General features: G+C 47.0%; 19 protein-coding genes. 10 read left to right on the top strand and 9 right to left on the bottom strand.

Annotated features, from left to right (window positions below; genetic code table 11):
• Window positions 1–34: 34 nt before the first annotated feature.
• A complete protein-coding gene (locus CIK04_RS17695; RefSeq protein WP_097353240.1) occupies window positions 35–2,095 on the top strand; it encodes a sensor histidine kinase in 2,061 nt (686 codons plus the stop codon).
• Window positions 2,096–2,171: 76 nt separating this feature from the next.
• On the opposite strand, the gene CIK04_RS17690 is transcribed toward CIK04_RS17695, so the two are convergent.
• Window positions 2,172–2,636 carry a hypothetical protein gene (locus CIK04_RS17690; protein ID WP_039536910.1) on the bottom strand — a complete coding sequence of 155 codons (465 nt, stop codon included), beginning with the start codon at window positions 2,634–2,636 and terminating at the stop codon, window positions 2,172–2,174.
• Window positions 2,637–2,649: 13 nt separating this feature from the next.
• Window positions 2,650–4,617, bottom strand: a complete 1,968-nt coding sequence (locus CIK04_RS17685) for an alkyl/aryl-sulfatase (RefSeq protein ID WP_097353241.1) — start codon at window positions 4,615–4,617, stop codon at window positions 2,650–2,652.
• A gap of 239 nt (window positions 4,618–4,856) precedes the next feature.
• On the opposite strand from CIK04_RS17685, the gene CIK04_RS17680 reads away from it, so the two are divergent.
• The 3 genes from CIK04_RS17680 to CIK04_RS17670 all read left to right on the top strand — a co-directional run bounded on the left by CIK04_RS17680 (window position 4,857) and on the right by CIK04_RS17670 (window position 7,345).
• The gene (locus CIK04_RS17680; RefSeq protein WP_038969138.1) at window positions 4,857–5,237 is read left to right on the top strand and encodes a DUF3316 domain-containing protein; all 381 of its coding nucleotides are present in this window, start codon (window positions 4,857–4,859) and stop codon (window positions 5,235–5,237) included.
• A 71-nt stretch (window positions 5,238–5,308) separates the two neighbouring features.
• Window positions 5,309–6,004, top strand: coding sequence for a heavy metal response regulator transcription factor (locus tag CIK04_RS17675; RefSeq protein WP_017421443.1), 696 nt, complete (start codon window positions 5,309–5,311; stop codon window positions 6,002–6,004).
• Window positions 6,005–6,058: 54 nt separating this feature from the next.
• A complete protein-coding gene (locus CIK04_RS17670) occupies window positions 6,059–7,345 on the top strand; it encodes a heavy metal sensor histidine kinase (RefSeq protein ID WP_232708684.1) in 1,287 nt (428 codons plus the stop codon).
• Here CIK04_RS17670 and CIK04_RS17665 read toward each other — a convergent pair.
• Window positions 7,339–8,199, bottom strand: a complete 861-nt coding sequence (locus CIK04_RS17665; protein ID WP_045628393.1) for a LysR family transcriptional regulator — start codon at window positions 8,197–8,199, stop codon at window positions 7,339–7,341. The genes CIK04_RS17670 and CIK04_RS17665 overlap by 7 nt on opposite strands.
• 100 nt (window positions 8,200–8,299) lie before the next feature.
• Between CIK04_RS17665 and CIK04_RS17660 the strand changes: the two genes are divergently transcribed.
• The gene (locus CIK04_RS17660; RefSeq protein WP_097353242.1) at window positions 8,300–9,364 is read left to right on the top strand and encodes an HlyD family secretion protein; all 1,065 of its coding nucleotides are present in this window, start codon (window positions 8,300–8,302) and stop codon (window positions 9,362–9,364) included.
• 8 nt (window positions 9,365–9,372) lie between these two features.
• Window positions 9,373–10,380: a DUF2955 domain-containing protein gene (locus CIK04_RS17655; RefSeq protein WP_097353243.1), complete on the top strand. Its 1,008-nt coding sequence runs from the start codon at window positions 9,373–9,375 to the stop codon at window positions 10,378–10,380.
• Between the two features lie 156 nt (window positions 10,381–10,536).
• Here the strand turns inward: CIK04_RS17655 and CIK04_RS17650 are convergent, their stop codons facing one another.
• Entirely contained in the window at window positions 10,537–11,565 is a 1,029-nt protein-coding gene (locus CIK04_RS17650) for a methionine synthase (RefSeq protein ID WP_097353244.1), read from the bottom strand.
• 30 nt (window positions 11,566–11,595) lie between these two features.
• Window positions 11,596–12,567 carry a DUF1852 domain-containing protein gene (locus tag CIK04_RS17645; RefSeq protein WP_097353272.1) on the bottom strand — a complete coding sequence of 324 codons (972 nt, stop codon included), beginning with the start codon at window positions 12,565–12,567 and terminating at the stop codon, window positions 11,596–11,598.
• An 838-nt stretch (window positions 12,568–13,405) separates the two neighbouring features.
• Here CIK04_RS17645 and CIK04_RS17640 point away from each other — a divergent pair.
• The gene (locus tag CIK04_RS17640) at window positions 13,406–14,020 is read left to right on the top strand and encodes an outer membrane beta-barrel protein (RefSeq protein WP_045589748.1); all 615 of its coding nucleotides are present in this window, start codon (window positions 13,406–13,408) and stop codon (window positions 14,018–14,020) included.
• 269 nt (window positions 14,021–14,289) lie between these two features.
• Here CIK04_RS17640 and CIK04_RS17635 read toward each other — a convergent pair whose 3' ends face one another.
• Window positions 14,290–15,291: a GGDEF domain-containing protein gene (locus CIK04_RS17635; protein WP_097353245.1), complete on the bottom strand. Its 1,002-nt coding sequence runs from the start codon at window positions 15,289–15,291 to the stop codon at window positions 14,290–14,292.
• An 82-nt stretch (window positions 15,292–15,373) separates the two neighbouring features.
• Between CIK04_RS17635 and CIK04_RS17630 the strand changes: the two genes are divergently transcribed.
• Window positions 15,374–16,423, top strand: coding sequence for a linear amide C-N hydrolase (locus CIK04_RS17630; protein ID WP_172665733.1), 1,050 nt, complete (start codon window positions 15,374–15,376; stop codon window positions 16,421–16,423).
• Window positions 16,424–16,607: 184 nt separating this feature from the next.
• On the opposite strand, the gene CIK04_RS17625 is transcribed toward CIK04_RS17630, so the two are convergent.
• Window positions 16,608–17,903: an MFS transporter gene (locus CIK04_RS17625; protein ID WP_176463365.1), complete on the bottom strand. Its 1,296-nt coding sequence runs from the start codon at window positions 17,901–17,903 to the stop codon at window positions 16,608–16,610.
• A gap of 386 nt (window positions 17,904–18,289) precedes the next feature.
• Between CIK04_RS17625 and CIK04_RS17620 the strand changes: the two genes are divergently transcribed.
• Window positions 18,290–18,904 carry a PolC-type DNA polymerase III gene (locus tag CIK04_RS17620; RefSeq protein WP_097353246.1) on the top strand — a complete coding sequence of 205 codons (615 nt, stop codon included), beginning with the start codon at window positions 18,290–18,292 and terminating at the stop codon, window positions 18,902–18,904.
• A gap of 223 nt (window positions 18,905–19,127) precedes the next feature.
• On the opposite strand, the gene CIK04_RS17615 is transcribed toward CIK04_RS17620, so the two are convergent.
• The gene (locus tag CIK04_RS17615) at window positions 19,128–20,534 is read right to left on the bottom strand and encodes a PTS transporter subunit EIIC (protein WP_232708685.1); all 1,407 of its coding nucleotides are present in this window, start codon (window positions 20,532–20,534) and stop codon (window positions 19,128–19,130) included.
• Window positions 20,535–20,820: 286 nt separating this feature from the next.
• On the opposite strand from CIK04_RS17615, the gene CIK04_RS17610 reads away from it, so the two are divergent.
• Complete coding sequence (locus tag CIK04_RS17610; RefSeq protein ID WP_086468267.1) at window positions 20,821–22,020, top strand: enolase C-terminal domain-like protein; 1,200 nt, start codon at window positions 20,821–20,823, stop codon at window positions 22,018–22,020.
• A 51-nt stretch (window positions 22,021–22,071) separates the two neighbouring features.
• Here CIK04_RS17610 and CIK04_RS17605 read toward each other — a convergent pair whose 3' ends face one another.
• The gene (locus CIK04_RS17605; RefSeq protein ID WP_080541717.1) at window positions 22,072–22,788 is read right to left on the bottom strand and encodes a GntR family transcriptional regulator; all 717 of its coding nucleotides are present in this window, start codon (window positions 22,786–22,788) and stop codon (window positions 22,072–22,074) included.
• Window positions 22,789–23,074: the final 286 nt, after the last annotated feature.

Below are 23,074 nucleotides of genomic sequence, written 5' to 3'. Positions count from 1 at the left end.
CAATCTTGGGCCAAGCAAGCAAGGAGGCAACGCGATGAAAAAACGAGTGGTAGTGCTCATCGCTATCGTCATGTGGTTGTTTGTCAGCCAATGGATGGGGAAGGAGTTGGTGCGCCAGTGGCAAACCTCGCGCTCAGTGGTTGACGCGCAGCAACATTTTCTCGATTACATCGGCGACGTGCGTCGCGCCTTACAGCGTTTTTATCACTTGCCCTATCTACTCACCAGCAACAATCACAGCGAGCGGTTTCTCAATGGTGAGCGCTCACTCTATTCTGAACTCAGACGAGAGCTGACTCTGTTGGATAAAGCGGCCAATACCAAAGGCTGGTATCTGCTCTCTGCCAGCGGCGATGTGCTGGTGTCCAGCTTGGAAAACGAAGCATTGAGCGAGCAAGATCTCGATGCCATTGTGGAACAAATTCACGCGCAAGGAGAAGGGGTCGCTCTGGTCAGCAAAGCCAAGGGTGCGTCACCGTTTTTCTATTTGGCGGCGCCGGTATACCTCGACTTTGGCATCGCAGGCATTGCCGTGGTGCAAATCAATTTGCGCCTACTCACCGAACAATGGCTGCTCAGTAGCGATGCGATTTTGTTTCAAAACCAGCGTGGTCACTATTTTCTTTCCAGCCACCCAACACTCACCGCCGATGAACTCAATGATCGCCTAAGTGTGATCCAGCAAAGCGAGGCGACACTGCGCGATGACACGCGTTTGCAATTCTGGCAACTCGAGCAACGCCGCTTTCTCGCCCAAACCATTGTGCTGGACGATCTCAAATGGCAGCTCACCTACCTCACGGATTACCAACCGATACAGCAAGCGAGCAACCGCGCAGGTTGGGCGATCCTACTGGCCAACTTTGTGTTGCTGTTGGTGGGCGTAATTGCCTACCAGCGCCATCAAAAATCGCTCAGCAACCAACGCATCCAGCGTTTATTGGATGAGTCGCGCCAGCGGATGAGTCAGATGATCAACAAAACTCATGTGGGGCTGTTGCTGCTCAATGGTCATGGTGATATTGAAGATCTCAACCCGATGGCCAAACGCTATTTCAGCCTCTCCGATTCGATGAGTAAACTCGCCCCCGCATGGCAACTGTTTGATACCGGCAATGCCGCCTCCACCACCTTGCAACTGCTGAGAAACTTACCCAAGCATCGCGATCTTGCGGAAGTGAGTGCGGTAGAAACCATGGGCAGGCGCAGTGATGGCAGCCAATTTCCATTGCTGTTTTCTCTCACCGCTTTTCCCTGGCATGGCGAGCTTTACTACCTCGCCACAGTGCTCGACATCAGCAAACGCAAAAAAGCCGAACAAGCTCTGCAAAAGGCCAACCACGAGCTGGCGGAACGGGTGGAAGAGCGCACCGCGGCGCTGCGTTCAGCGCAACAAGAATTAATCGAAAGCAGCAAATTGGCAGCGCTGGGCAGGATGTCGAGCGCGATTACTCACGAACTCAATCAACCGCTGACAGGGCTAAAAACCCTGCTCACCAGTAACGAGATATTGCTTGAACGTGGTGAAATGGCGATGTTGCAAGCCAACAATCGACTTATCCATCGCCTCATTGATCGCATGGGAAAAATGACCAGCCAGCTTAAATCCTTCGCCTATCAAAAGCCGGAACAGCTTTGCCCTGTCTCCCTGCCGGATGCGTTACAAGAAACCTTGCGCATTTACCAAGCCGAGCTCGCGCCCATTGATGTGCGGGTGCGTTTACCGCATCCACTGGCCGATGTGTTGGGAGAAGAACAGCGTTTACGACAAGTGCTGGGCAATCTCATCTCCAACGCGGTGGATGCAATGAAACACACCGAGCAGCCTCAATTGATGATCTCAGCCACCACTTCAGAAACAGAGCTTACGCTTACCTTGAGTGACAACGGCTGTGGCGTCAGCGAGGCACAACTGAGCCAGATGTTTGAACCCTTTGCGACAAGCAAAAAAATTGGCGAAGGGCTGGGCTTGGGCCTGTCGATTACCGCCAACAACATGCGCGATATGCAAGGGCGCATTGCGGTCAACAAAAACGCCAGTGCCGGACTCACCTTTACACTGACGTTTTTACTTGCAAAGCCTTCCATATCCTAAATAGGCTTCTAGGCTTTATGCCCGCTAAATGGCCACTAAGTGGTTGCGCGGACTACTGTGCAAACGACTTTGCACATTACGGCGTCATGGTCTGCACAATCTGCAGCTCATGGGCCTGCTCGTAGCTGAGTTCATTATTGATTAACGCGCCAAGGGCCGCCTCACTTAATAGCATCACCTGTTGAGCATTTTCAGGCGGAGGAACATGAATGGTGAGCCCATCCATTTGCCGCTTTGACCACAATTGGCTGTCCACCAGATAGATGTAGCTTTCCGCTGCGGCCTTATCCGGCCATTGCTTGTTGAGCAAGGTTAACCACCACTGCGCACGTGCCAACCCTTTGCTGCCCGCCAATCTCTGCGGTTTGGTAATGTGTTGCGCATCAATCGCTTCGCGAGTGGCTATCGCGATGTCTAACGCGCCGGGATAACTCTCCGCAAACGGGTTATTAAATTGACCATCATAAGAGCAAGCCAGCACAGGCTGGCTTGCCATTAAGGACAATAAACCCAAGAGAGGTAAGTGCCTACTTCGCACCATAAGGCTTTCCTCTCTATGGCGTCACAATGTTGAACCAGAAATCAAACTTGTCCAGCATGCCAACAAAGTCTTTAAACACCTGCTTATTGCCTTTGAGTTGCACGTCACCATCGGCAATCGCTTTCTCCAAGGTAATGTTGCCAAGCTGAACATCGTCCAAAGTCGCCTTGGTCAAATTCAACGTTACGTCGGCTTTTTTCGCTTGCTTACGCGTGTGGTTGAGCACCGAGTTTTCCACATACAAGGTGTACTGCTCGTCTAAGTCGGTGAAGTTGATGTTGATGGCGAAGGTTTTACCCGCGGCTTTTTCTGGCAAAATACGCACCGCTAGGTAATCAAACAGCATCTCTGGTGGCATGTTTTTGATGATGTCGGGCGAGGCCGTGTTGGTGCCTCCCGCTTTTGGCGTTCCGTTTCTCAGCTCGTAAGCCCCTTGCAAGTAAACCGAGCGCCACGGGCCAGATTCCGCTTGATACCCCAACTGCTCATAAGTATCAGCGAGCAACGCTTTGCCGCGCTTACTTTGTGGGTTGGCAAACACGACATGTTTGAGCACTTCCGCCACCCAGCGGTAGTTGCCTTTATCGAAATCTGCTTGCGCCTTGTCGATAGTTGCGCTTTCGCCGCCCATGTATTCAACGTATTTCACTGCCGCGTTGGTTGGCGGTAAGTTATTGAGATCGGAAGGATTACCAGAATACCAACCCATGTAGCGCTGATAGACCGCTCGGCTGTTGTGGCGCAAGGTGCCGTAGTAACCACGTGTACTCCAGTTCTTCTCCAACTCCTCTGGGAATTGAATTACTTCCGAGATTTCAGAGCCGATGTACCCTTGGTTCATCAAGCGTACGGTTTGGTCGTGCGTGTACTTATACATGTCACGTTGGCCTTTAAAGTAAGCGACAATCTCTTTGCTGCCCCACATCGGCCAGTGGTGACTTTGGAATTTTACTTCCACCTCATCGCCCCACATTTCAATGGTTTCGTTGAGATAAGAGGACCACTTCAGCGCATCACGCACCTGAGCTCCGCGCAACGTGAGAATGTTGTGCATGGTGTTGGTGGAGTTTTCCGCCATCCACAACGCTTTTTTATCGGGGAACCATGTGTTGATCTCGGTTGGCGCTTCTGTGCCTGGGGTGTATTGGAACACCATGCGCACGCCATCCACCGTCACTTCTTCACCGGTTTTTTCAATAATGCGAGTAGGCACAATCAAGGTTGGTAAACCCGTTGACGTGGTTTGGCCTAAACCGCCATTCACCCCACCACGTTCATTACGCGGCAGCAAAGCGCCATACATATAGATAGCGCGTCGGCCCATTGCATTGCCTGCAATCACGTTTTCTGACACTGCGTGTTCCGTAAAGCCGTGTGAAGCAATGATCTCCACCTTGCCCGCTTTCACATCTTCTTCATCCACGATGCCGCGAACGCCACCAAAGTGGTCAATGTGGCTGTGCGAATAAACCACCGCTGTCACAGGGCGTTCACCAAGCTGAGCATTAACAAAATCCAGAGCGGCTTTGGCGGTTTCTTGGGAAATCAACGGGTCGAAGACGATCCACCCTTTGTCCCCTTTAATAAACGTGATGTTGGAAAGATCGTAAGCGCGCACCTGATAAATGCCCTCAGTCACCTCAAACAGACCATTGATCATATTGAGCTGAGCGTTACGCCATAAACTGGGGTTCACGCTATCTGGGGCTTTATTTTCCAGCGAGATGAACTGCTTATACGCTTCCAGATCCCACACCACATCGCCATTGGCGTTTTTGATGGTGACCACATCTTGTTTGGCAATCAAACCTCGTTGGGCATTCTTAAAATCGGTTTCATCCTTAAAATTTAACGCTTGATACACCGCCTGATTGGCTTCAATCGTGGCTTGTGTCGCGGGTTTGGATGGGATGGGTTCGGCCAGAACGGCCCCTGATGTGAGCGCGATCGCGATATACAAAGAGAGTGGTTTCATTGTCATTCCTTTTATGAACCTAACTGCACTCAAACAACGTAGACCACGCTCATCGCGTTCGCCATTTTCTACTGTTTTTTCATTGAGATATCGGGCACAGAATCAAACTTATCTTGCGAATGAGAGCCATTGCATCCACGCGACAAAACAACATGACAGATTTGTCATCTCAACGACCCCTTCTCGTCAGCGCCGATCGATACACTTTGCTTAACCCCTAGATAACTAGAGTTAAGGAAACAACAATGAAAAAAGTAACCACCACTCTTCTTGCTTCTGCTGGCTTATTTTTCGCCTCAACCAGTTGGGCGGCGCTGCAAACGCCACCGCCAAACTACACCTTTACCGCTAAGCACTACAGCAAAACCACAGAGTTGTATGGCAGCCAGCAAGCGGCTTACGACGCGGGTGTGGTGCTGCTTGCCAACTTGCAGGCCGCATCGCCACAAGAACTAAAGGCCAAATTCAATGTCATAGCCTATGACCCAACGGAAACCAACAGCATTGAGCTCAAAGATGGCGCAGAAATCAGCACCAAAGTGATCATCGATGAGCAAGGCGACACCCGCTATCAAGGTGTCGTCAACGTGGGTTACCAATATTTGAAACGTGACCAAAACGACTAACCCAGCAATGCAGAGCGCCCCCCTCGCTCTGCATTATTTTGGGTATCATTCTCCACTCGGTTAAGGCAGTTATGAAACTTCTGATCATTGAAGACGAAAAGAAAACCGGGACGTATCTTAAAAAAGGACTTTCAGAGGCGGGCTACATCGTTGATCTTTCCCACGATGGGGTGGACGGCCTCTATCTCGCCACCAGTACACGTTACGATTTAATCGTCCTCGACGTGATGCTTCCTAATCTCAATGGTTGGCAAGTGTTGCGCGCTCTGCGCAGTAACCAAGTAGACACCCCGGTGATTCTGCTCACCGCACGCGATCAAGTCGAAGATCGAGTCAAAGGCTTAGAACTCGGTGCCGACGATTACATCGTTAAACCCTTCGCCTTTGTCGAACTGTTGGCGCGCATTCGCACCGTACTCAAACGCCAGCAACCCACAACCCAAAGCACGACTCAGCTTTCCATCGCCAATCTCCATTTGGATCTGCTGCGGCGCAAAGTATTTCGTGACAAAGAACCCATCGCCCTCACTGCTAAAGAGTTTGCCTTATTGGAGCTGTTCATGCGCAAAACTGGGGAAGTGATGTCGCGCAGCCAAATCGCCTCTTCCGTTTGGGATATGAATTTCGACAGTGACACTAACGTCATCGACGTGGCCGTGCGGCGGCTGCGCAACAAAGTCGACAAACCGTTTGAGCCAAAATTGATTCACACTGAACGTGGCATGGGCTATGTACTTGAGGAGCGAGAGCTTGGTTATGGGATTTAGATCGATCACCACTCGGCTGACATTCTCCTACTTTTTGCCTCTCTGTTGGTGCTCGTGTCACTGAGTGCCGCGGTTTTGTGGGCCGTCAAACATCATCTTTATGAGCAAGATCGCTACAACTTACAGCAAAAGTTCAACACGATTAACGAACTAAGAGTGCGAGGCGATTTCATCAGCCAATACGGCCCTTTCTTTGAAAGAGGTGACACCAAACTCTGGTTGCTCAATGGCAATCAGGTGGAATACCAGTCTCAATCGCTCGCTTTACCGACAAAATTCATCAACAAAGCCAGCATGGAACGCATTGATTGGCAGGAAAATGGCCACCACTACCGAGCCATCCGTTTCCCGCTGAGCAGCTCGCCAGACTGGTACGCGGTGTTGGGGCTGAACATCGACCTGCACATTACCTTTCTGTCCAACTTCAAAAAGGTGCTGCTGTGGATCACCTTTTTCGCCAGCATCGTCAGTGGCTTTCTCAGTTGGTTCATTGCGCGCAAAGGGCTCAAACCTTTGGCCAAACTTGAGCATTATGTGGATGCCATTTCTACTGAAGAGCTCAGTGTTCGCGTCCCACAGCAGCCCTTTCCGGAAGAGTTATTGCCATTGGTGGCGCGTTTCAACCGAATGCTTTCTCGCCTTCAGGGCGATTTTGAACGCCTATCGGAATTTTCATCCGACATCGCCCACGAGCTGCGCACTCCCATCGGCAATATGATGACGCAAACCCAAGTGATGCTGGCCAAACCGCGCAGCGAGCAAGAATATCGCGATATTTTGGAATCCAACGCCGAAGAGCTCAGTCGTCTCACCAAAACCATCTCCGATATGCTCTATTTGGCCAAATCGGAGCACAACTTGTTGATGAAAAACAATGAGCCGATCGACCTCAAGTTGCTATTGGGGGATTTGGCGGAATACTACGAGCTAGCGGGGGATGAAAAGTCTCTCACCATTACCTGTTTTGGTGAAGGCCAAGTGGTCGGCGATAGAAACATGCTAAAGCGCGCGTTCGCCAATTTGCTCTCCAACGCGGTGCGCCACAGTTACCCAGAGAGCAATATCACCGTCGAGATTTTCCCGCATTTGATCGGCTACCAAATTGCCGTGACCAATCATGGAGAGACCATCGAATCCACACAAATCCCACGCTTATTCGAGCGTTTCTACCGCGCCGACAAATCGCGCACTCACCAACAAAGTGGTGGTGCTGGCTTGGGCTTGCCCATTTCTCGTTCCATCGCCAAATTGCATGGCGGCGATATCTACGCCCAGTCCAAGCACGAGTTAACCACCTTTACCCTCACCTTGAGTGATGTGGTTATCCATCCGGCTCACTGAAATTTTTCACGAAACAGCTCAATCAGCACTTTGACCTTCTGCGGCAGATAAAGCGCAGACGGATAAATCAACGTCAGGTGCTGCTTGGGATGCGTAATGTGGGGCAACACTTCCACCAAGTTGCCCTCTTCCAAAGCGGGTTTGGAATGCACCATCGGAATAAACGCCACCCCTTGACCAGCCATCGCCATTGAACGCAACAAATGTAAGTCGTCTGACTTTAGCGCTAATGGCAAATTGGGCGCGAGCAAATCAGCACTGTAGCGGTTAGTGAGAAGACGATGATGACGCAAATCCTCAATACAAGTGATCTCAGGGTGGGCGGAAAGATAGGCTTTTGAGGCCACCAGATGCGAGCGATAGGGCAGCAAACTAAACTGCACATAGCTGTCATCACTCACCTTCACCATATCTGGCAGCAATTGAAGATCAAACGCTTGTCGTCGCAAATCGACACTCTGTTGATGGTTTTCAATCTCCAACGCCACCGCTGGGTAGCGTCGGCTAAATTCCGTAATGATCGCGTTAAACGCCGCCGAGGTCATCAAGGCAGAAGGAATCGCCAAACGCACTTTGCCTCCTTGCGTTTGGCTGTGTTCAGACATCACTTTCAGCCCCTGTTGCAAATGCTCCATCGGCTGCCCCACCAGCTCCATTAAACGCTGTCCCTGCTCGGTCAGTTCAATCGAGCGCGTGGTGCGAATCAACAATTGGCACCCAAGTGCATGCTCCAACTCTTGTAGGCGTCGGCTCACTTTGGAGCGCTGCAACTGCTGCGCATGGGCCGCAGCGCTGATGCCACCATGAATCACGGTTTGGGTAAAGAGGTAAAGATCATCAAGATTTATCTTCATTGTCCTATTTTTAGCGCATTAGTGTCTTTATTTGCATTCTACTGCACAACCGCGCTCTTCTCTATAATCCTGCATCTTTACTCTTATTTAGGTAGGTATCATGACTGCTGACCATAAATTCCGCTTGTGGATGCGTACACTGATTGTCCTGTTCATTGTGCTATTTTTGTACATCATTGTCGCTGACCAACGCGTGCCAATGACCACAGAAGGACGCGTCCAAGGATACGTGGTGCAAGTCTCTCCAGAAGTTTCGGGGAAAGTGACGCAAGTAATGGTGAGAAACAATCAGCTCGTTCATCAAGGAGACGTGTTGTTTGAGATTGATCCACGAAAATATCAAATCGCCTTAGAGCAAGCGCAGCTCGCGTTGCAATCAGCACTTGAGCAAGAAGCCACGCTCTACTCACAACGTGAGGCGGCATTGGCCAATATTGCACGTGCACAAGCGACCTATGACAACGCCCATCGTGAATACTTACGCTTACAAAAGCTCTCCACACAACAGGTGATTTCACAATCTAGCCTCGACAACGCCTTTGCACAAAACCAGGTTGCCCGCGCTAACTTAAAAGCCGAGCAACAGAGCCTAAAAGTGATTGATACCCAGCTTGGTGATGGCCCAGGGCAGAGCACCTCTGTGCGCGTGGCGCAAAATGGTATTGAAAAAGCGCAGTTAGATTTGGCCAACACTCAAGTGCTCGCCCCCAGCGATGGCGTCGTCACTAACATGCAGCTAGACATTGGTACCATGGCAAGCAGTAACATGCCATTACTCACTTTTGTCCCGACAGGGTCACTTTGGGTGACAGGGGATTTTCGTGAAAAATCAGTCGCCAATATCAACTCACACTACCGCGCTATGGTTGCCTTTGATGCCTACCCAGGCCAAGTGTTCGATTTCTCCATATCTAGCCGGGATTACGGCGTTGCTGCGGCGCAGCAAAAGCCTAACGGATCATTAACCAGCGTAGAAATCAACAACCGCTGGGTACGTGACGCGCAGAGAACACGAGTCAACCTCGCCGTTGAGGACGCCATGCCACCCGCGCTGTTTGTAGGTTCTCGCGCTACCGTGGTGCTTTACCCAGAAGAGCATACCCTTTGGCGCTGGTTAGCCACAGGGCAAATTCAACTTGCGAGCTTCTTCCACTACCTTTACTAGGGGACGGCATGAAAACAAAACGAATTTGGTTTGGCTGCGCTTGCGGCCTTGCCCTGAGCATGCTCTTTGGTTGGTCTTATGGTTTTTTTGCCATCATGCTGCCACTGTTTATTTTGAGCCGTGCAGATCAGTTTCAGCTTTCTCGCCTACTGCTCGTGGTATTCTCCGCCATCTGGACAACGTTACAGGCGACGTTTTTGCTTGAGTACTTGCAGTTCCACCCCGTGCTCATGACGGTGGCAGTGGGGCTGTTTTTCTTACTCAAGTGCATCGCCATGATGAACCCCAACACTTACTTGTTTGGCTATATGGGGTTATTAGTTGGCTCTATCGTGCTCAACTTTGCCAGCTACGATTTCATCGATATCGAAGATTTTAACCTCAACTTGTGGGTCATTTCCCTCGCGAACATTGCCATTTGCGCATTCGCCTATTGGCTGTTCCCTGAACAGAACACCACTCAAAGGAACAACACCATGACCACCCCCGTCAAAAGCGATATGGACTACATTAGTCAGGTGGCGATGGGCTGGGTTGTCGCCATGAGTGCCTTTTTGCTGTTTCAGTTTGCCGATCTTTATGACTCGCTCTCAGCGCAATCGTCGATCATCATCATTCTGACACCCATGACGTTAGCGGGCTCTATGGCGGCAGCAAAAGTTCGCGTCATTGGTACCGCGCTTGGCTGCCTTGCGGGCTTGGCTGTGCAGTTAATGTTGGGAAGTTGGTACGGCCACGGCCTGCTATTTTGGCTTGCTTTAACTATTGCGATGGGGCCGTTTTGTCATTGGTTCAGCAAAGGTCCGATCAAAAGTGCACTCGCGTTTTCTGCTATGTCGGCATTAGCGGTGCCACTTACCGCTATCGTCCCAGAAGGCAAAGACGCGTTCTTTTCGATTTTGTATCGCTTTAGTTCTATCTTTGTCGCCCTCACCGCCACGGCGATGTTGATGTGGGTAGTGCATCATGGAATTCGCGCGTTGCTATTCAAGCATCCTGAAATTCAGAATGTATAGAGAAACGGGAAGAGGAAGAGAAAAAGCCGCTGGCAACGTGGTCGAAAAAAACACGCTCACCACTAAGCAAGACGAGAACAAAGAGCGACTCGCTGCCATCGCTCTTCGGAAGTTCACGTTCGTTGCACAAGTCTCAGCCGGATATTCGCCAGTAAATCAGCCAGCCAGTTCTTTTCGCACTATCGCAGCGCCGGCGGCTAAGGCGTTGAGCTTAGCGGTGGAAACATCACGAGCAAGTGGCGCCATGCCGCAGTTGGTGCACGGGTAGAGTTTATCTGCATCAACGTATTTCAGCGCTTCACGCAAGGTGTTGGCCACTTCTTCAGGCGTCTCAATCTCTTTGGTGGCGACATCAATCGCGCCGACCATCACTTTCTTACCGCGGATCAACTCAAGCAGCTCAATCGGCACACGCGAGTTGTGGCACTCCAGTGAGATAATGTCGATGTTGGATTTCCGCAGTTTCGGGAACACTTCTTCGTATTGTCGCCACTCAGAGCCAAGCGTTTTCTTCCAATCGGTGTTGGCTTTGATGCCGTAGCCATAGCAGATGTGTACTGCCGTTTCGCATTTCAGCCCTTCGATAGCGCGCTCCAAACAAGCGATGCCCCAGTCGTTGACATCATCAAAAAAGACGTTAAACGCGGGTTCATCAAATTGGATGATGTCGACCCCCGCCGCTTCAAGCTCTTTCGCTTCTTGGTTAAGGATTTTAGCGAACTCCCACGCCAGTTTTTCACGGCTGCCGTAGTAATCATCATAGAGCGTGTCGATCATCGTCATCGGCCCCGGTAGCGCCCACTTGATCGGCTGCTTGGTTTGCTGGCGCAAGTATTTGGCATCGTCCACAAACACTGGCTTAGTGCGACTCACCGGCCCCACGACCGTCGGCACACTTGCCTCATAACGGTTACGAATGGTCACCGTTTTGCGGTTTTCAAAATCCACTCCACTCAGGTGCTCAATAAAGGTCGTCACAAAGTGTTGGCGAGTCTGTTCACCATCACTGACAATATCCACGCCCGCCAGCTCTTGCTCGTGCAAAGCGAGGCGCAGCGCATCGCGTTTGCCATCAATCAGTTCATCGCCTTGCAGCTTCCATGGCGACCACAGTGTTTCCGGCTCAGCCAGCCATGACGGTTTCGGTAGGCTGCCCGCGGTGGAAGTAGGTAATAGTGTTTTCATCGTCATTCCCTTCTCGATTGTGCTGATTGCTTACGCGTAATTGGCCGACCATTGCTCAAGGAGCGATTGGTACGGTTTGATGAAATGCGCTTCAGCGAATCTTCCTTGCTCAATGGCCAATTGGCTGCGCTCTTCTCGGTCGTAGACGATTTGAGTTAACGAGTGGTCAAGGTTCTTCAAATTTGGTTGGTAGCGTTGCCCTGCCACGGCATTGGCGTTGTAAATCTCTGGGCGGTAGATTTTTTGGAACGTCTCCATGGTGCTGATGGTACTGATGAGCTCAAGGTTCGAGTAATCGTTCAGCAAGTCTCCAAAGAAATAAAACGCCAGCGGCGCAACGCTGTTTGGCGGCATAAAATAGCGCACCTGCAAGCCCATTTTCTGGAAGTATTGCTCTGTCAGCGACGAGTCGTTAGGCAGATACTCATACCCCAACACCGGATGCTGGTTTTCCGTGCGGCGGTAGATCTTGTTGTCCGACACGCTCAGGCAGATCACCGGCCGTTTTTTGAAATGCTGTTGATACTCAGCCGAGCTGACAAACGCCTTAAACAGCTTGCCGTGCAGCTCTCCAAAATTCTCTGGAATGCTGAACTGAGGCTGATTTTTGTTGTGATCGAGCAACAGCACGCTGAAGTCATAATCACGTACATAAGAAGAGAAGTTGTTGCCGACAATGCCTTCAATGCGCTCATTGGTTTTGCGGTCAAGGATGTTGGTTTTGAGCACTTCAATCGAGGGAAACGCTTCGCCACTGCCTTGAATATCGATATCCACGGAGATGATGTCCAACTCCACTGAGTAGCGATCGCCGGTTGGGTTATCCCAACTCGCCATGGCGTTAAAACGGTTGTCGATCATGCGAAGCGCATTGCGCAGGTTCTCTTGACGGCGCTGACCACGAGCCAAGTTAGCAAAGTTGGTGGTGATACGCGTGTTGTCCGAGGGCTGATAGTTCTCGTCAAAGCGAATGCGTTTGATCGCAAAAGTGAAATCGTTCATGGTGAGTGGGTCTCCTATTTCCTTAGATAACGCTGACTTTTCCTCTCTGGGCATGGGGTGGTTGTGTTTTTTGGTTTTCCCAATCGCCAGTTTGCGCTGCGTTTCGTCTTTGACACAAAAACGCACTCACCTTGGCAAGCACCAGAGTAGTCCGGTTTTTATACTTGCTTCGCGACTTGAAGAATATTGGTATTGTTTCACATTGAACATGAAGGAAATTCATGGTTTAGGAATGAGCGGAGGTAGGAACAGCGCCTACCAACCGCCAACAAGATGAAAGATGAAAGATGAAAGATGAAAGATGAAAGATGAAAGATGAAAGATGAGGTTTTATCTGTACTTACAGTCCGTAGCGAGATCAATGTGCGCGCTATCCAATCATTCGCAAGTTAAGAGCCCACAATATTGCCAATAGCGATAGTGATGAAAAACAGTTGTCGTACATTGAGAAGATCTCCCCCAAGTTCCACAAAAGTTATTATCTTCATCCATGAATTTACGTACGACAAGCCTGACTTAATAAAAATAATTTTGGAAGTTATTAGTAAAACTCGATGGGAAGTTATCGAAAGCAATCTCAAGAAATATTTAGCAAAATAGATTTTCTGACTCAATTTTCACCGACACTAATTTTTTAGTCATATATAGAATTTTTGCTCTGACATACCTACGAGTGCTTTTGCTTAAATCATGCAGATTTTTCTCAAAATTATTCATGTTTTCTATCAATAAAATATTGCACACTGTTCATCAGTTATCTTGATCATTAAGGAAATGGCTCAGACTAGGAAGTAACTGGATAACAAAGTGTTGTATTAATTTAAAGACAGGAACAAACATGACAAACAAATCCATTCTTACTCTAGTTATCGCGGGAGCAATCTCTTTTGGAGCACACTCAGAGCCGTACTTAGGAGGTTCACTAGGCTTAGCATCATTTAAAAATGCAGAGGGGAATGCTAACACTAGTTTTGGTTCTGGTTCGATGGACTTGGCACTAGACGATGATCAAAGCGTTGCGGGCAGTATCTATGGTGGTTATAAGTTCAATTCATTTCTCGCCCTTGAAGGTGCTATTGGTGGATACGATGCTTTAGAAGACACCTATGTAACTATCGGTAATATGTACTTTTTATCCGTTCAACCCAAATTGTCATTTTCAGTAACCGACACTTTTGAATTGTATGCGAAGGCAGGGGTAGCCTATTTCAACGCAGAGTTTAAAGTTTCGAATGCTCTAGTAAATGCACCGGGCTACTCTACCCTTTCTGATAGCACTTTAACGGGTATGTATGGTTTAGGCGCTGAACTTAAATTATCACCAACGTTTCATATTCGAGCATCTTGGGACTTCATGCGCCCAGAATTGGATGTAGTGAAAGTTGGCACGGAAAATATCAGTATTGAATCAGACATTAGCGTATTCTCTTTAGGCGCTAGCTATCATTTTTAAAATTTCCCGGAAAAACTCTTGATGGTAATATCTACCGGTTAAAGCGAAAAAATTGGTAGCGTTAATCTGTCAAGTTGAATGTATCCGTGTGTTGGCCTCATCTTTTGGGAAGAAGAATGTGGCCAATATCATAACGCCATATCAGAACAATTATTACGCGTTTTTCTTTTGAACCTTAGAGTAGATTTTTCGATCAGACCATCATGACAAACTCAGAGTATTCATTTTTCGCCCCAGCTCAACTAACAGCAGGTCGATTTAAGATTGCGCTACGCAACTACTCTATTGCGCCCTTGGGATTTTGCATCATAAAGATTGGCATCCGCTTGACGATTGATTTCATCGACGCAGCTCGACGCATGCGCTTCAGCCAAACCAATACTGACCGTCACTGAGATCACCCCCTCGCGATAATGAACAGGCGTACAACCAATGGCTTGACGTATAGTCTCCGCACTCTTAAGCGCATGCTGCTGAGAAACACCCGCCAACAGAATACAGAACTCCTCTCCCCCCTGGCGGAACACATTTTCCTCTCCCACTACATGGGCCATTGTTTTCACCACAGACTGAAGAACACTGTCTCCTCCGTCATGACCGTATTCATCATTGATCGCTTTAAAGTGATCGATATCTAAGACCAATAAAAAGAAGGGTGAACCTTGAGTTTTCAGCGCTTGGTAACGATGTTTCAGAGCGAGGCGGTTATTGGTTCCAGTCAGCGGATCAAGCGTGGCCAACTTACTTAACTTGTTTTCCGTTGACTCGCGGTTGAATTCATACACATGCGCGATTGCAGAAATACTGAAATAACAAAAGGAGAAATTGATCATCATCGTCAACATATCAAAGTACTGTTCTAGGTAAAACTGATAAGTAATATTGACGATCTGAATCAGAAACAAACACACACTCGCAACAAAACCGACTTTGTAACCCAGCAACAAATAGTAAACGATAGGCAAAACCAGTGACCAAAAAAAGACACCGTAGACCGTTGGCTTAAGGAAAGTTCCAATAATAACGAGCAGCGTAATACACAGTGACATAATGTACTTGTGACCGTTAAATACATTACCCCGATCAATTTGACGATAAACGTGCCAAGAGTAAAGCGCGTACAAGCCTTCCAACGTGCCAAAGATATAGCTCTGACTAACAACATAGTTACCAATTGCCATCAAGAAAGCTAAGCTTCCTATCCCGAGGCTCATGCCTTTGAGCACTTTGAGGCGCAGCGCTAAGCTGCCGCCGAGCTCATTTATGTTCATATTTCCATCCATGGATTCAATGTCTAAAAACATCAAAGATGATAACCTGATCAACTTATTGATAACAAGGGCATCAATGTATATGTGCACACGTATATTCAACAACTTAAACGATAAATTTCCAGTGACAGCACGCAATATGGACTGGTATTGGCCCGTCAATACTTACTTCTATGCATTTCCCAAGGGTACCGTAAACCGTGGCCTGAGCGCCGAGTCAGCGGCCGAACTTCACATCGCACCACAGCAGGTACTGCAGTGGACATCTAAATACGCCAGTTTAACCACTGTCATGGGTAGCAACAAAAAGGGCTATGCCGCCGTCGACGGATTAAATGAAGCGGGGCTGGCAGTCAATGGCTTATACGATTCCCATGTCACCTATGGACCTACTGACGGTAAAGGTCACTTCCTCAGCGCCAATCGCTGGGTCCAGTTTGTACTCGACCAGTTCGCTAACGTGCAGCAGGCTATTCAGTATTTTGCGACTCAAGACATTACGATTGTCTCGGAACTTTTACCCGATACCTCTGACACTCAATCGCATCTTCACCTTGCTCTTTCCGATGCCGAAGGCAATTCAGGCGTGATCGAAGTGCGCAACGGTTGCTTTGAGCTGTATGAGAGCCGTCATGATACCGTAGTCACCAATCAGCCGGACTACGAGACTCAACGATTGTTAACGGCCTATTGGCAGTACATTTGGGGCCTAAGACCGAACGCTCCCGTTGAGCACCCGGTGTACTCCGCACCTGGAGGCAATAGCGCGACACAACGCTTTGAGCGCGCCAGTTATTACTTTACCTTTGCTCAACCCGCCCAAAAACGGCGTGAAGCGGTGTATCAAGCGAAATCAATGGTGGCCGCTTGCTCAGTACCTGTACACTTTAACCCGTATCACGCGGAGAAAGCCTCCTACACGATTTGGACGAACCTTGCCGATCACCACAAGAAGATTTATTCCCTGTCCAGCACCGTGAGTATGAACACACTGTCGCTGCACTTTTCTCCCGAACTCACGGCATGTCGACGCTTGTTGCTGCAAAAAGAAAAATCAACCAAATCAGCTTGCCCGATAAACGCAGGCGACGTGACTGACCACCTTGTCACTTGTGACAACCCGTTCAGCTAATTTTCCTTTGCGTCTCCCTCGCAGATAACATCTGCGGGGAGTCGACATAGGAAAAAGGGCAACTCAACGGCGATTTGGTGAAGCTGTTTGTCGACGCCCAAGTTTATCTGGTGATCAAAGACAAAGACTTGGAAGGCGGCAGCTTTAATCACCATGTCTGTGATTTGGATTTAGTTGCTCACCATTAGGAGTGGGTTGCTGTGTGTGTTGGCTTATTTTTAGACAAATCTGAGTTACAGAGAAGAGGCTGAACTCTGTTTTGATGGCGATTCATCGCTAACAATCCGATGACAGCAAGAATGGATACCACAATAACAATTGTCCAAGTAGATAGATATCCGTATGTATCTATAGTGAACCCAATAATGACAAAGCTAGGCATTACCAACAAACTTCTAAATGTAATAAGGACACCTTGAATTCTACCTCTGTGGCTATTTGGCGACTGGTTTGCCAAATAAACGCCCTCTTTAGTCAGCAATAAAACTTCTCCCGCTGATAAGAAAAACCATGCCAGAAAGTGAACAGGGATAGTTGGGAACAGTAATACGAGAAAATAGCCAAAGGCAAACAACAACCCCGAATATGCAAGACTCACTGTCTCTGTTTTTGACGTAGTCATTTTCATCAACAATGGTGTAATAAGCACAACCAGTACGCAGGCATATGTCATTAATTGCCCAAAAAGAACAGGACCTTCAATACCAAAAACATGGTTCAAATATAAAGGACTCGCCATCGTCATTTGATTGAGAGAAAACCACAATAATCCAGTAAACAAAGTAAAAACGATAAGATGAGGTCTATCCATTAGTACAGACCAAACAGAGCCTGAAACGCATTTTTCTAGTTCAGAGTCTGCCTCAGTGGATTCAATTTGATGAATAGTCTCTGGTTTTACGAGCAATAGAACAACCAAAATCCCAATTAAAGCTGCAAGCCCGTTTCCAAAAAATATCCAACTCGTATAGTTCCAAAAAAGATACCCAGCTAATATCGGTCCCACAGCCGAACCAAAATTATATGCTAGGTAACTAAGTGACATTACCGCATCACGGTTTTTTGGTGTCGATAAGTCGGCAACCAAAGAATTGCTTGCAGGTAATGCGACTCCCATAAAGAAATAAGCAGCAAAAAGTAAAACAGGAACTAATATTGCACTATTAGGAGCAAACCCGCATACCAATAACAAGATTGAACCGATTAGTTCGCCAGCGACCATGATATTCTTATGGCCAAACGTATCTGAAAGCTTGCCACCTAAGAAGTTACCTGCAAGATAGGCTCCCGTAACTCCCATGGCCAAAGAACCAGCTACCGTTGTCGAGTAAGACAGTTTTTCGGTAAGAAGTAACACTAAGAATGGAATAATAAAGTTACCCATGCCAAGTATCATTCTAGCAATAGCTATGTAGTATATATTTGAAGGCAGCCCTCTATATATGAACACAGCTTTAAGAAATCTATTAATAATGGTCATTCCTTGTCTTTGCCGCTTGAGCAAACCATCCTTGAATGATTAACTTTATGATGCGTAAAATAAATGTGTTAGTTAGTCGAGCACTCTACGTCATCTCGACAAGAACAACCACTACTTTGATTCTATTTTCATACGCCAACATTAAGCAAATATATATATTTAAAACTAGGATCATTCTATAACGAATGCTCAATTCGGTAAGTTTCCGAGTAGTAGCGTACTGCTATCTGCCACAACTTCACGTATTGAAAGCTCAGTAGCGTACCCCGTCACTAAGTCATCGCCTTAAGTAGGAATGGAGCAACTCCGATTTACCAATCCCCCTCCTTCCCTTTTTCACCACTTTCGCAGATACTCTGCGCGTTATTGTTTAGTTGGAAATCCTTATGCCTCAAGCCAATTCCGTTGTCGTACTCGACTTTGAAACCACTGGTCTCTCACCGAACTTGGGGGATCGCGCGATAGAAATTGGTGCGGTAAAAATGGTGAATGGCGAGGTGGTGGAGACGTTCCAGCAGTTGATGAACCCTGGCTTTCGGGTCAGTTCCTTTATTGAAAGCTACACCGGCATTACCAATAACATGCTGCGCAGCGCGCCCAGTTGCGATGAAGTGATGGCATCGTTTAGTGAGTTTATCGCGGGTGAAAACCTGATTGCGCACAACGCCTCATTCGATAAACGCTTTCTGGATGCAGAGCTTGAACGAATCCACTGTGGCTATTCTGGCGAGTTCGCGTGTTCTTTATTAGTGGCAAGGCGGCTTATCCAAGACGCGCCATCACACAAGCTTGGTGAGTTGGTTCGTTATAAAAACATCGACAACGACGGCGTATTTCACCGAGCGTTAGCCGATGCTCAAATGACGGCCAGATTGTGGCTACTGATGGTGGAAGAGTTACAGCACTCAGGTATCGCCAACCCAAGCTTTCAATTTATGCAAACCGTGAGTAAAACCACCAAAGGCAAAGTGGCTCAGCTACTGGCAAAAAGCCGTAGGTAGCGAGTTACCTTTCGACAGTTTCGTCTCCTGACAGGCAATGTTCATGCAGGTGTTAAAGCCAAGAATAACGTTGCACAACCCAACATCGTGCCTGCGTTTGTTGATTTACTTGATAGTCATTGGAACTCGGTTACAATGTTTGGCGTTGTGGGATGGGGACAGGACGTCCGACTAAGTAGACCTGTCGAAATGAATACGACAAGTCTACTTGAAGAAAAGAGAACTACTTGTTATCGATGCGTACAAAAATCATGGTCATTGCAAACGACAACGTAAAGACACCTATCACACCCAACACCGCTTGAACAAAGTTCTGAGTACCACTAGCCAAATACGCTGGCAAACTGAATACCGACGAAAGAATGTAACTGGTTAGATGCGTGTCAATGGTGACGGAAATCGCACCCACTATGCCCGCCGCCAAGCTCGCCATAAACAGTGCTTTGGTGTATTTGGTCAGCACACCGAATAACGCAGGCTCAGTGATACCAAGAATCGCAGTGACACCAGAACCTAACGTTATAGACGATTGCTCCTTCGTCGCATACTGACGCTGTTTGTACCAAATCGCCATTGTCGCTCCAGCAATCGCTAAGTTACCCAAACACATGATTGGCATCAGCAGATCTTTTCCGTACAGCGCGAAGTTGTTCAAACTGATTGGCGTCATGCTGTGATGAATGCCAAAAACAATGGTAATAGGACGCGTCAACCCAAACACAAAACCAGTTAACGTAGGTGAAACCTCTAGTAGAGAACTGACTACCCAACCAGCGCCATTACTTAGCCACATACCCGCAGGGGCAACCACTGACAGAACCAAAGTTGAAGTCACCGTAAAAGAAAGTAGCGGAGTGAACACTGGCTTGGCAGAAGCAGGAACGAACTTATCTACCATAGGGGTGATTTTAGATAGTACCCAAACCGCTAAAATTGCAGGAACAATCGCACCACCATAATTAAGCAGTTCAATGGGAATAACACCAAACACCTTCAATTCTGGAGCGCTACCTACACCAGAAAGGAGGCTCGCTTTTTCCAATAGCTTTGGTGACATCATCGCTGCTGCAACGGCTAACGCAATGTATTCGTTCACTCTAAAGACCTTTGCGGCGGAAAAAGAAACCAGCATTGGCAAGAAAAAGAACACTGCGACAGAAATAGAACGGAAGAAAAATACTGTATCAGAGCTTTCAGAAATGACGTTGGTCGCAATCAGGCCTGAGAGTAACCCCATCAGCATCCCCGCCCCCGCAATCGCTGGCACAACAGGGCCAAAGATACCCGCGACAATACGCATAGCATTTTGGAATAATTTACCCTTCTCCTGCTCCACTTCCACCCCTTTTGGCGCAGCACTCGCACCGGACAGTGCTAGGTACCATTTTTCAACGTCGACACCAATGACTACCTGTGTCTGACCTTGCCCAAGCACTACACCTTTTACCCCCTGAATGGCTTCTAATTTATCTTTATCCACTTTCGATTCATCGATGAGTTTGAAGCGTAAACGAGTCATACAGTGAGTAATGTTAGCAATGTTATCGTTGCCACCCAATGCTACAACCAGTTCTTCTAGTTTCATGCTAAAGCCGTCAGCCTTACCTGACGATGCATCGCCAGTAATCATGTCTGTTTGTGTCAATTGCATCATGCTTTCCTTTGTGCTTTATCTGCTCATTCACTGCGCTCATCTTAGCCACTGGTCATATTTATCCAATCGACAAATTAGTGATTAAACTCACAATAAGATGGCTAAAAATTAAATTTTTGGCTTTTTTAGTCAATTGGTTCGTTTTTCTTGCCAAATTCAAAACAGGAACGAACCAGTTAAATTCAAGCATAATTTATCGCTTGTAATTTGTATTTTTTCACGCTTATATAAAATAAATCCTGTTAACCAGAGTTAGTTTGAAGTGAACAAAAATACCATATCAAATATTGAGTGTGTGATTACCAAGCCAGACAGACATAACCTGATTACTGTTATTGTAGAAACAGAATCTGGTGTAACAGGCTACGGTTGTGCAACATTCCAGCAACGACCACTAGCTGTAAAAACTATGGTTGATGAATATCTTAAGCCATTACTAATTGGTAAAGATGCACATAACATTGAAGATCTGTGGCAAATGATGATGGTTAATGCTTATTGGCGAAATGGCCCAGTGATCAATAATGCTATTTCCGGTGTTGACATGGCATTATGGGATATAAAAGCCAAATTAGCTAACATGCCACTCCATCAATTATTTGGTGGTAAATCTCGCGATGCCATTCAAGTATATACTCATGCTACCAGTGATACGATGGAAGGCCTGTATGAGCAAGTCGAAAAATACTTAGCTCTGGGTTATCAACATATTCGCTGTCAGTTAGGGTTCTACGGCGGCGTACCAGAAAATATTCAGACGGCGAAGAACCCAACACAAGGCTCTTATTACGACCAAGACCAATATATTGATAACACAGTAGAAATGTTCAAAAAACTACGTGAAAAATACGGCAAAAAATTCCATATTCTTCACGATGTACACGAGCGTTTGTTTCCAAACCAAGCAATTCAATTTGCGAAAGAAGTAGAGAAATATAACCCATTCTTTATTGAAGATATTTTACCGCCAAACCAAACAGAGTGGTTGGATAACATCCGTAACCAATCAAGCGTTTCTTTGGCATTAGGCGAGTTGTTCAACAACCCTGAAGAATGGAAAGCCTTGATCATCAACCGCCGTGTCGACTTCATTCGTTGTCACGTATCACAAATCGGTGGCATTACTCCAGCCCTAAAACTGGGGCACTTCTGTGAAAACTTTGGCGTGCGCATCGCCTGGCACTGCCCACCAGATATGACGCCAATTGGAGCCGCAGTGAATACTCACTTAAATGTGCACCTGCACAATGCAGCCATTCAAGAACACGTAGAATATAAAGCCAATACGCAACGAGTCTTCCCAAACGCGGCGGAGCCAATCAATGGTTACCTCTACGCATCTGAGATTGCCGGTATCGGTGTTGAAATGGACCGTGAAGCAGCACGAGATTTTCCGGTTGAATATCGCCCACATGAGTGGACTCAAAGCCGCTTACCAGACGGCAGTATTCATACCCCTTGAGTCCTCACTTGCCTTAGCTAACCGGATTAATGTCCATGCTTAAAAAGGCCGCTATCCGCGGTCTTTTTGATCTCTGTAACTCAAGCTCTCTGGGTTAAACTGGGTGTGATAAGTACATTGGTAATTGATATCTATAATATCGCTAACAATAAATACTTCTCCGTTTTTTAAAAAACCTCTGTTCGTAATATTCATGGCTGAACTATTACGCTTACAATTGAGTAACTCTGCATCTTCTTTAGACACATTGATGGCTCGATAACTGGTTAAATAACTATCAATTTCTAGCCCTAGAGACAATACATATTTTTGTAGTGAGCTCTCGATTATTTCATTGTTAACTTTAGGAAACATATTTACAGGAAGTTTAGTTTCTTCAACTTGTGTCACTTTCCCTTGAATTAATCTAAGTCGTTTAATAACCCAAACATACTCATTTTCTTCGATTGAAAACATCTGCATTTCATGTGTAGTGGGCAAACGTTTATTAAGTTTTATTTTCTTATATGAAATTTCACCGAACTTATTTTCAGTGACAGAGTTATAGATGAGTGGCGAACCAATAATTGAGGTATTTACGAAATAACCTGAACCCACTTTGGATTTAACAATACCAATCGCTTCAAGTTTAGACAGCGCCTTTCGTACCGAAAAACGTGAAATATCATACTTTTCCGCCAATTCGCGCTCTGATGGCAATTTTACATCAATGACATTTTGACAAATTTTACTGATTATATCTTGGACTAATTCTTCGTATTTTTTCATAAGCATGAAATTACTTTACAGATAGTTACTGTTAATTTAGGACGCAAACTAAAATGACTAATTAAAAAACGTAGATAGACACATATCTACATTTATTGACCCATTCTCTTTCAACGAACATTTGAGCTCATAGCTCACGTTTCATTTCGCAAGTTATCTCCGTTAGTTTATAGCATAAATACCAACTAGTCATAAAACTTAGATTTTTCTTAAACAATGGAGAATGGAGGAGTGTATAAGGAGATCTAACCAGCTCTTATTGACTTAAAGATGGATGGAATGCCCA

It is taken from the genome of Vibrio sp. 03_296 (genome assembly GCF_002265885.1).
This window is presented reverse-complemented; position numbering and strand designations above follow the sequence as displayed.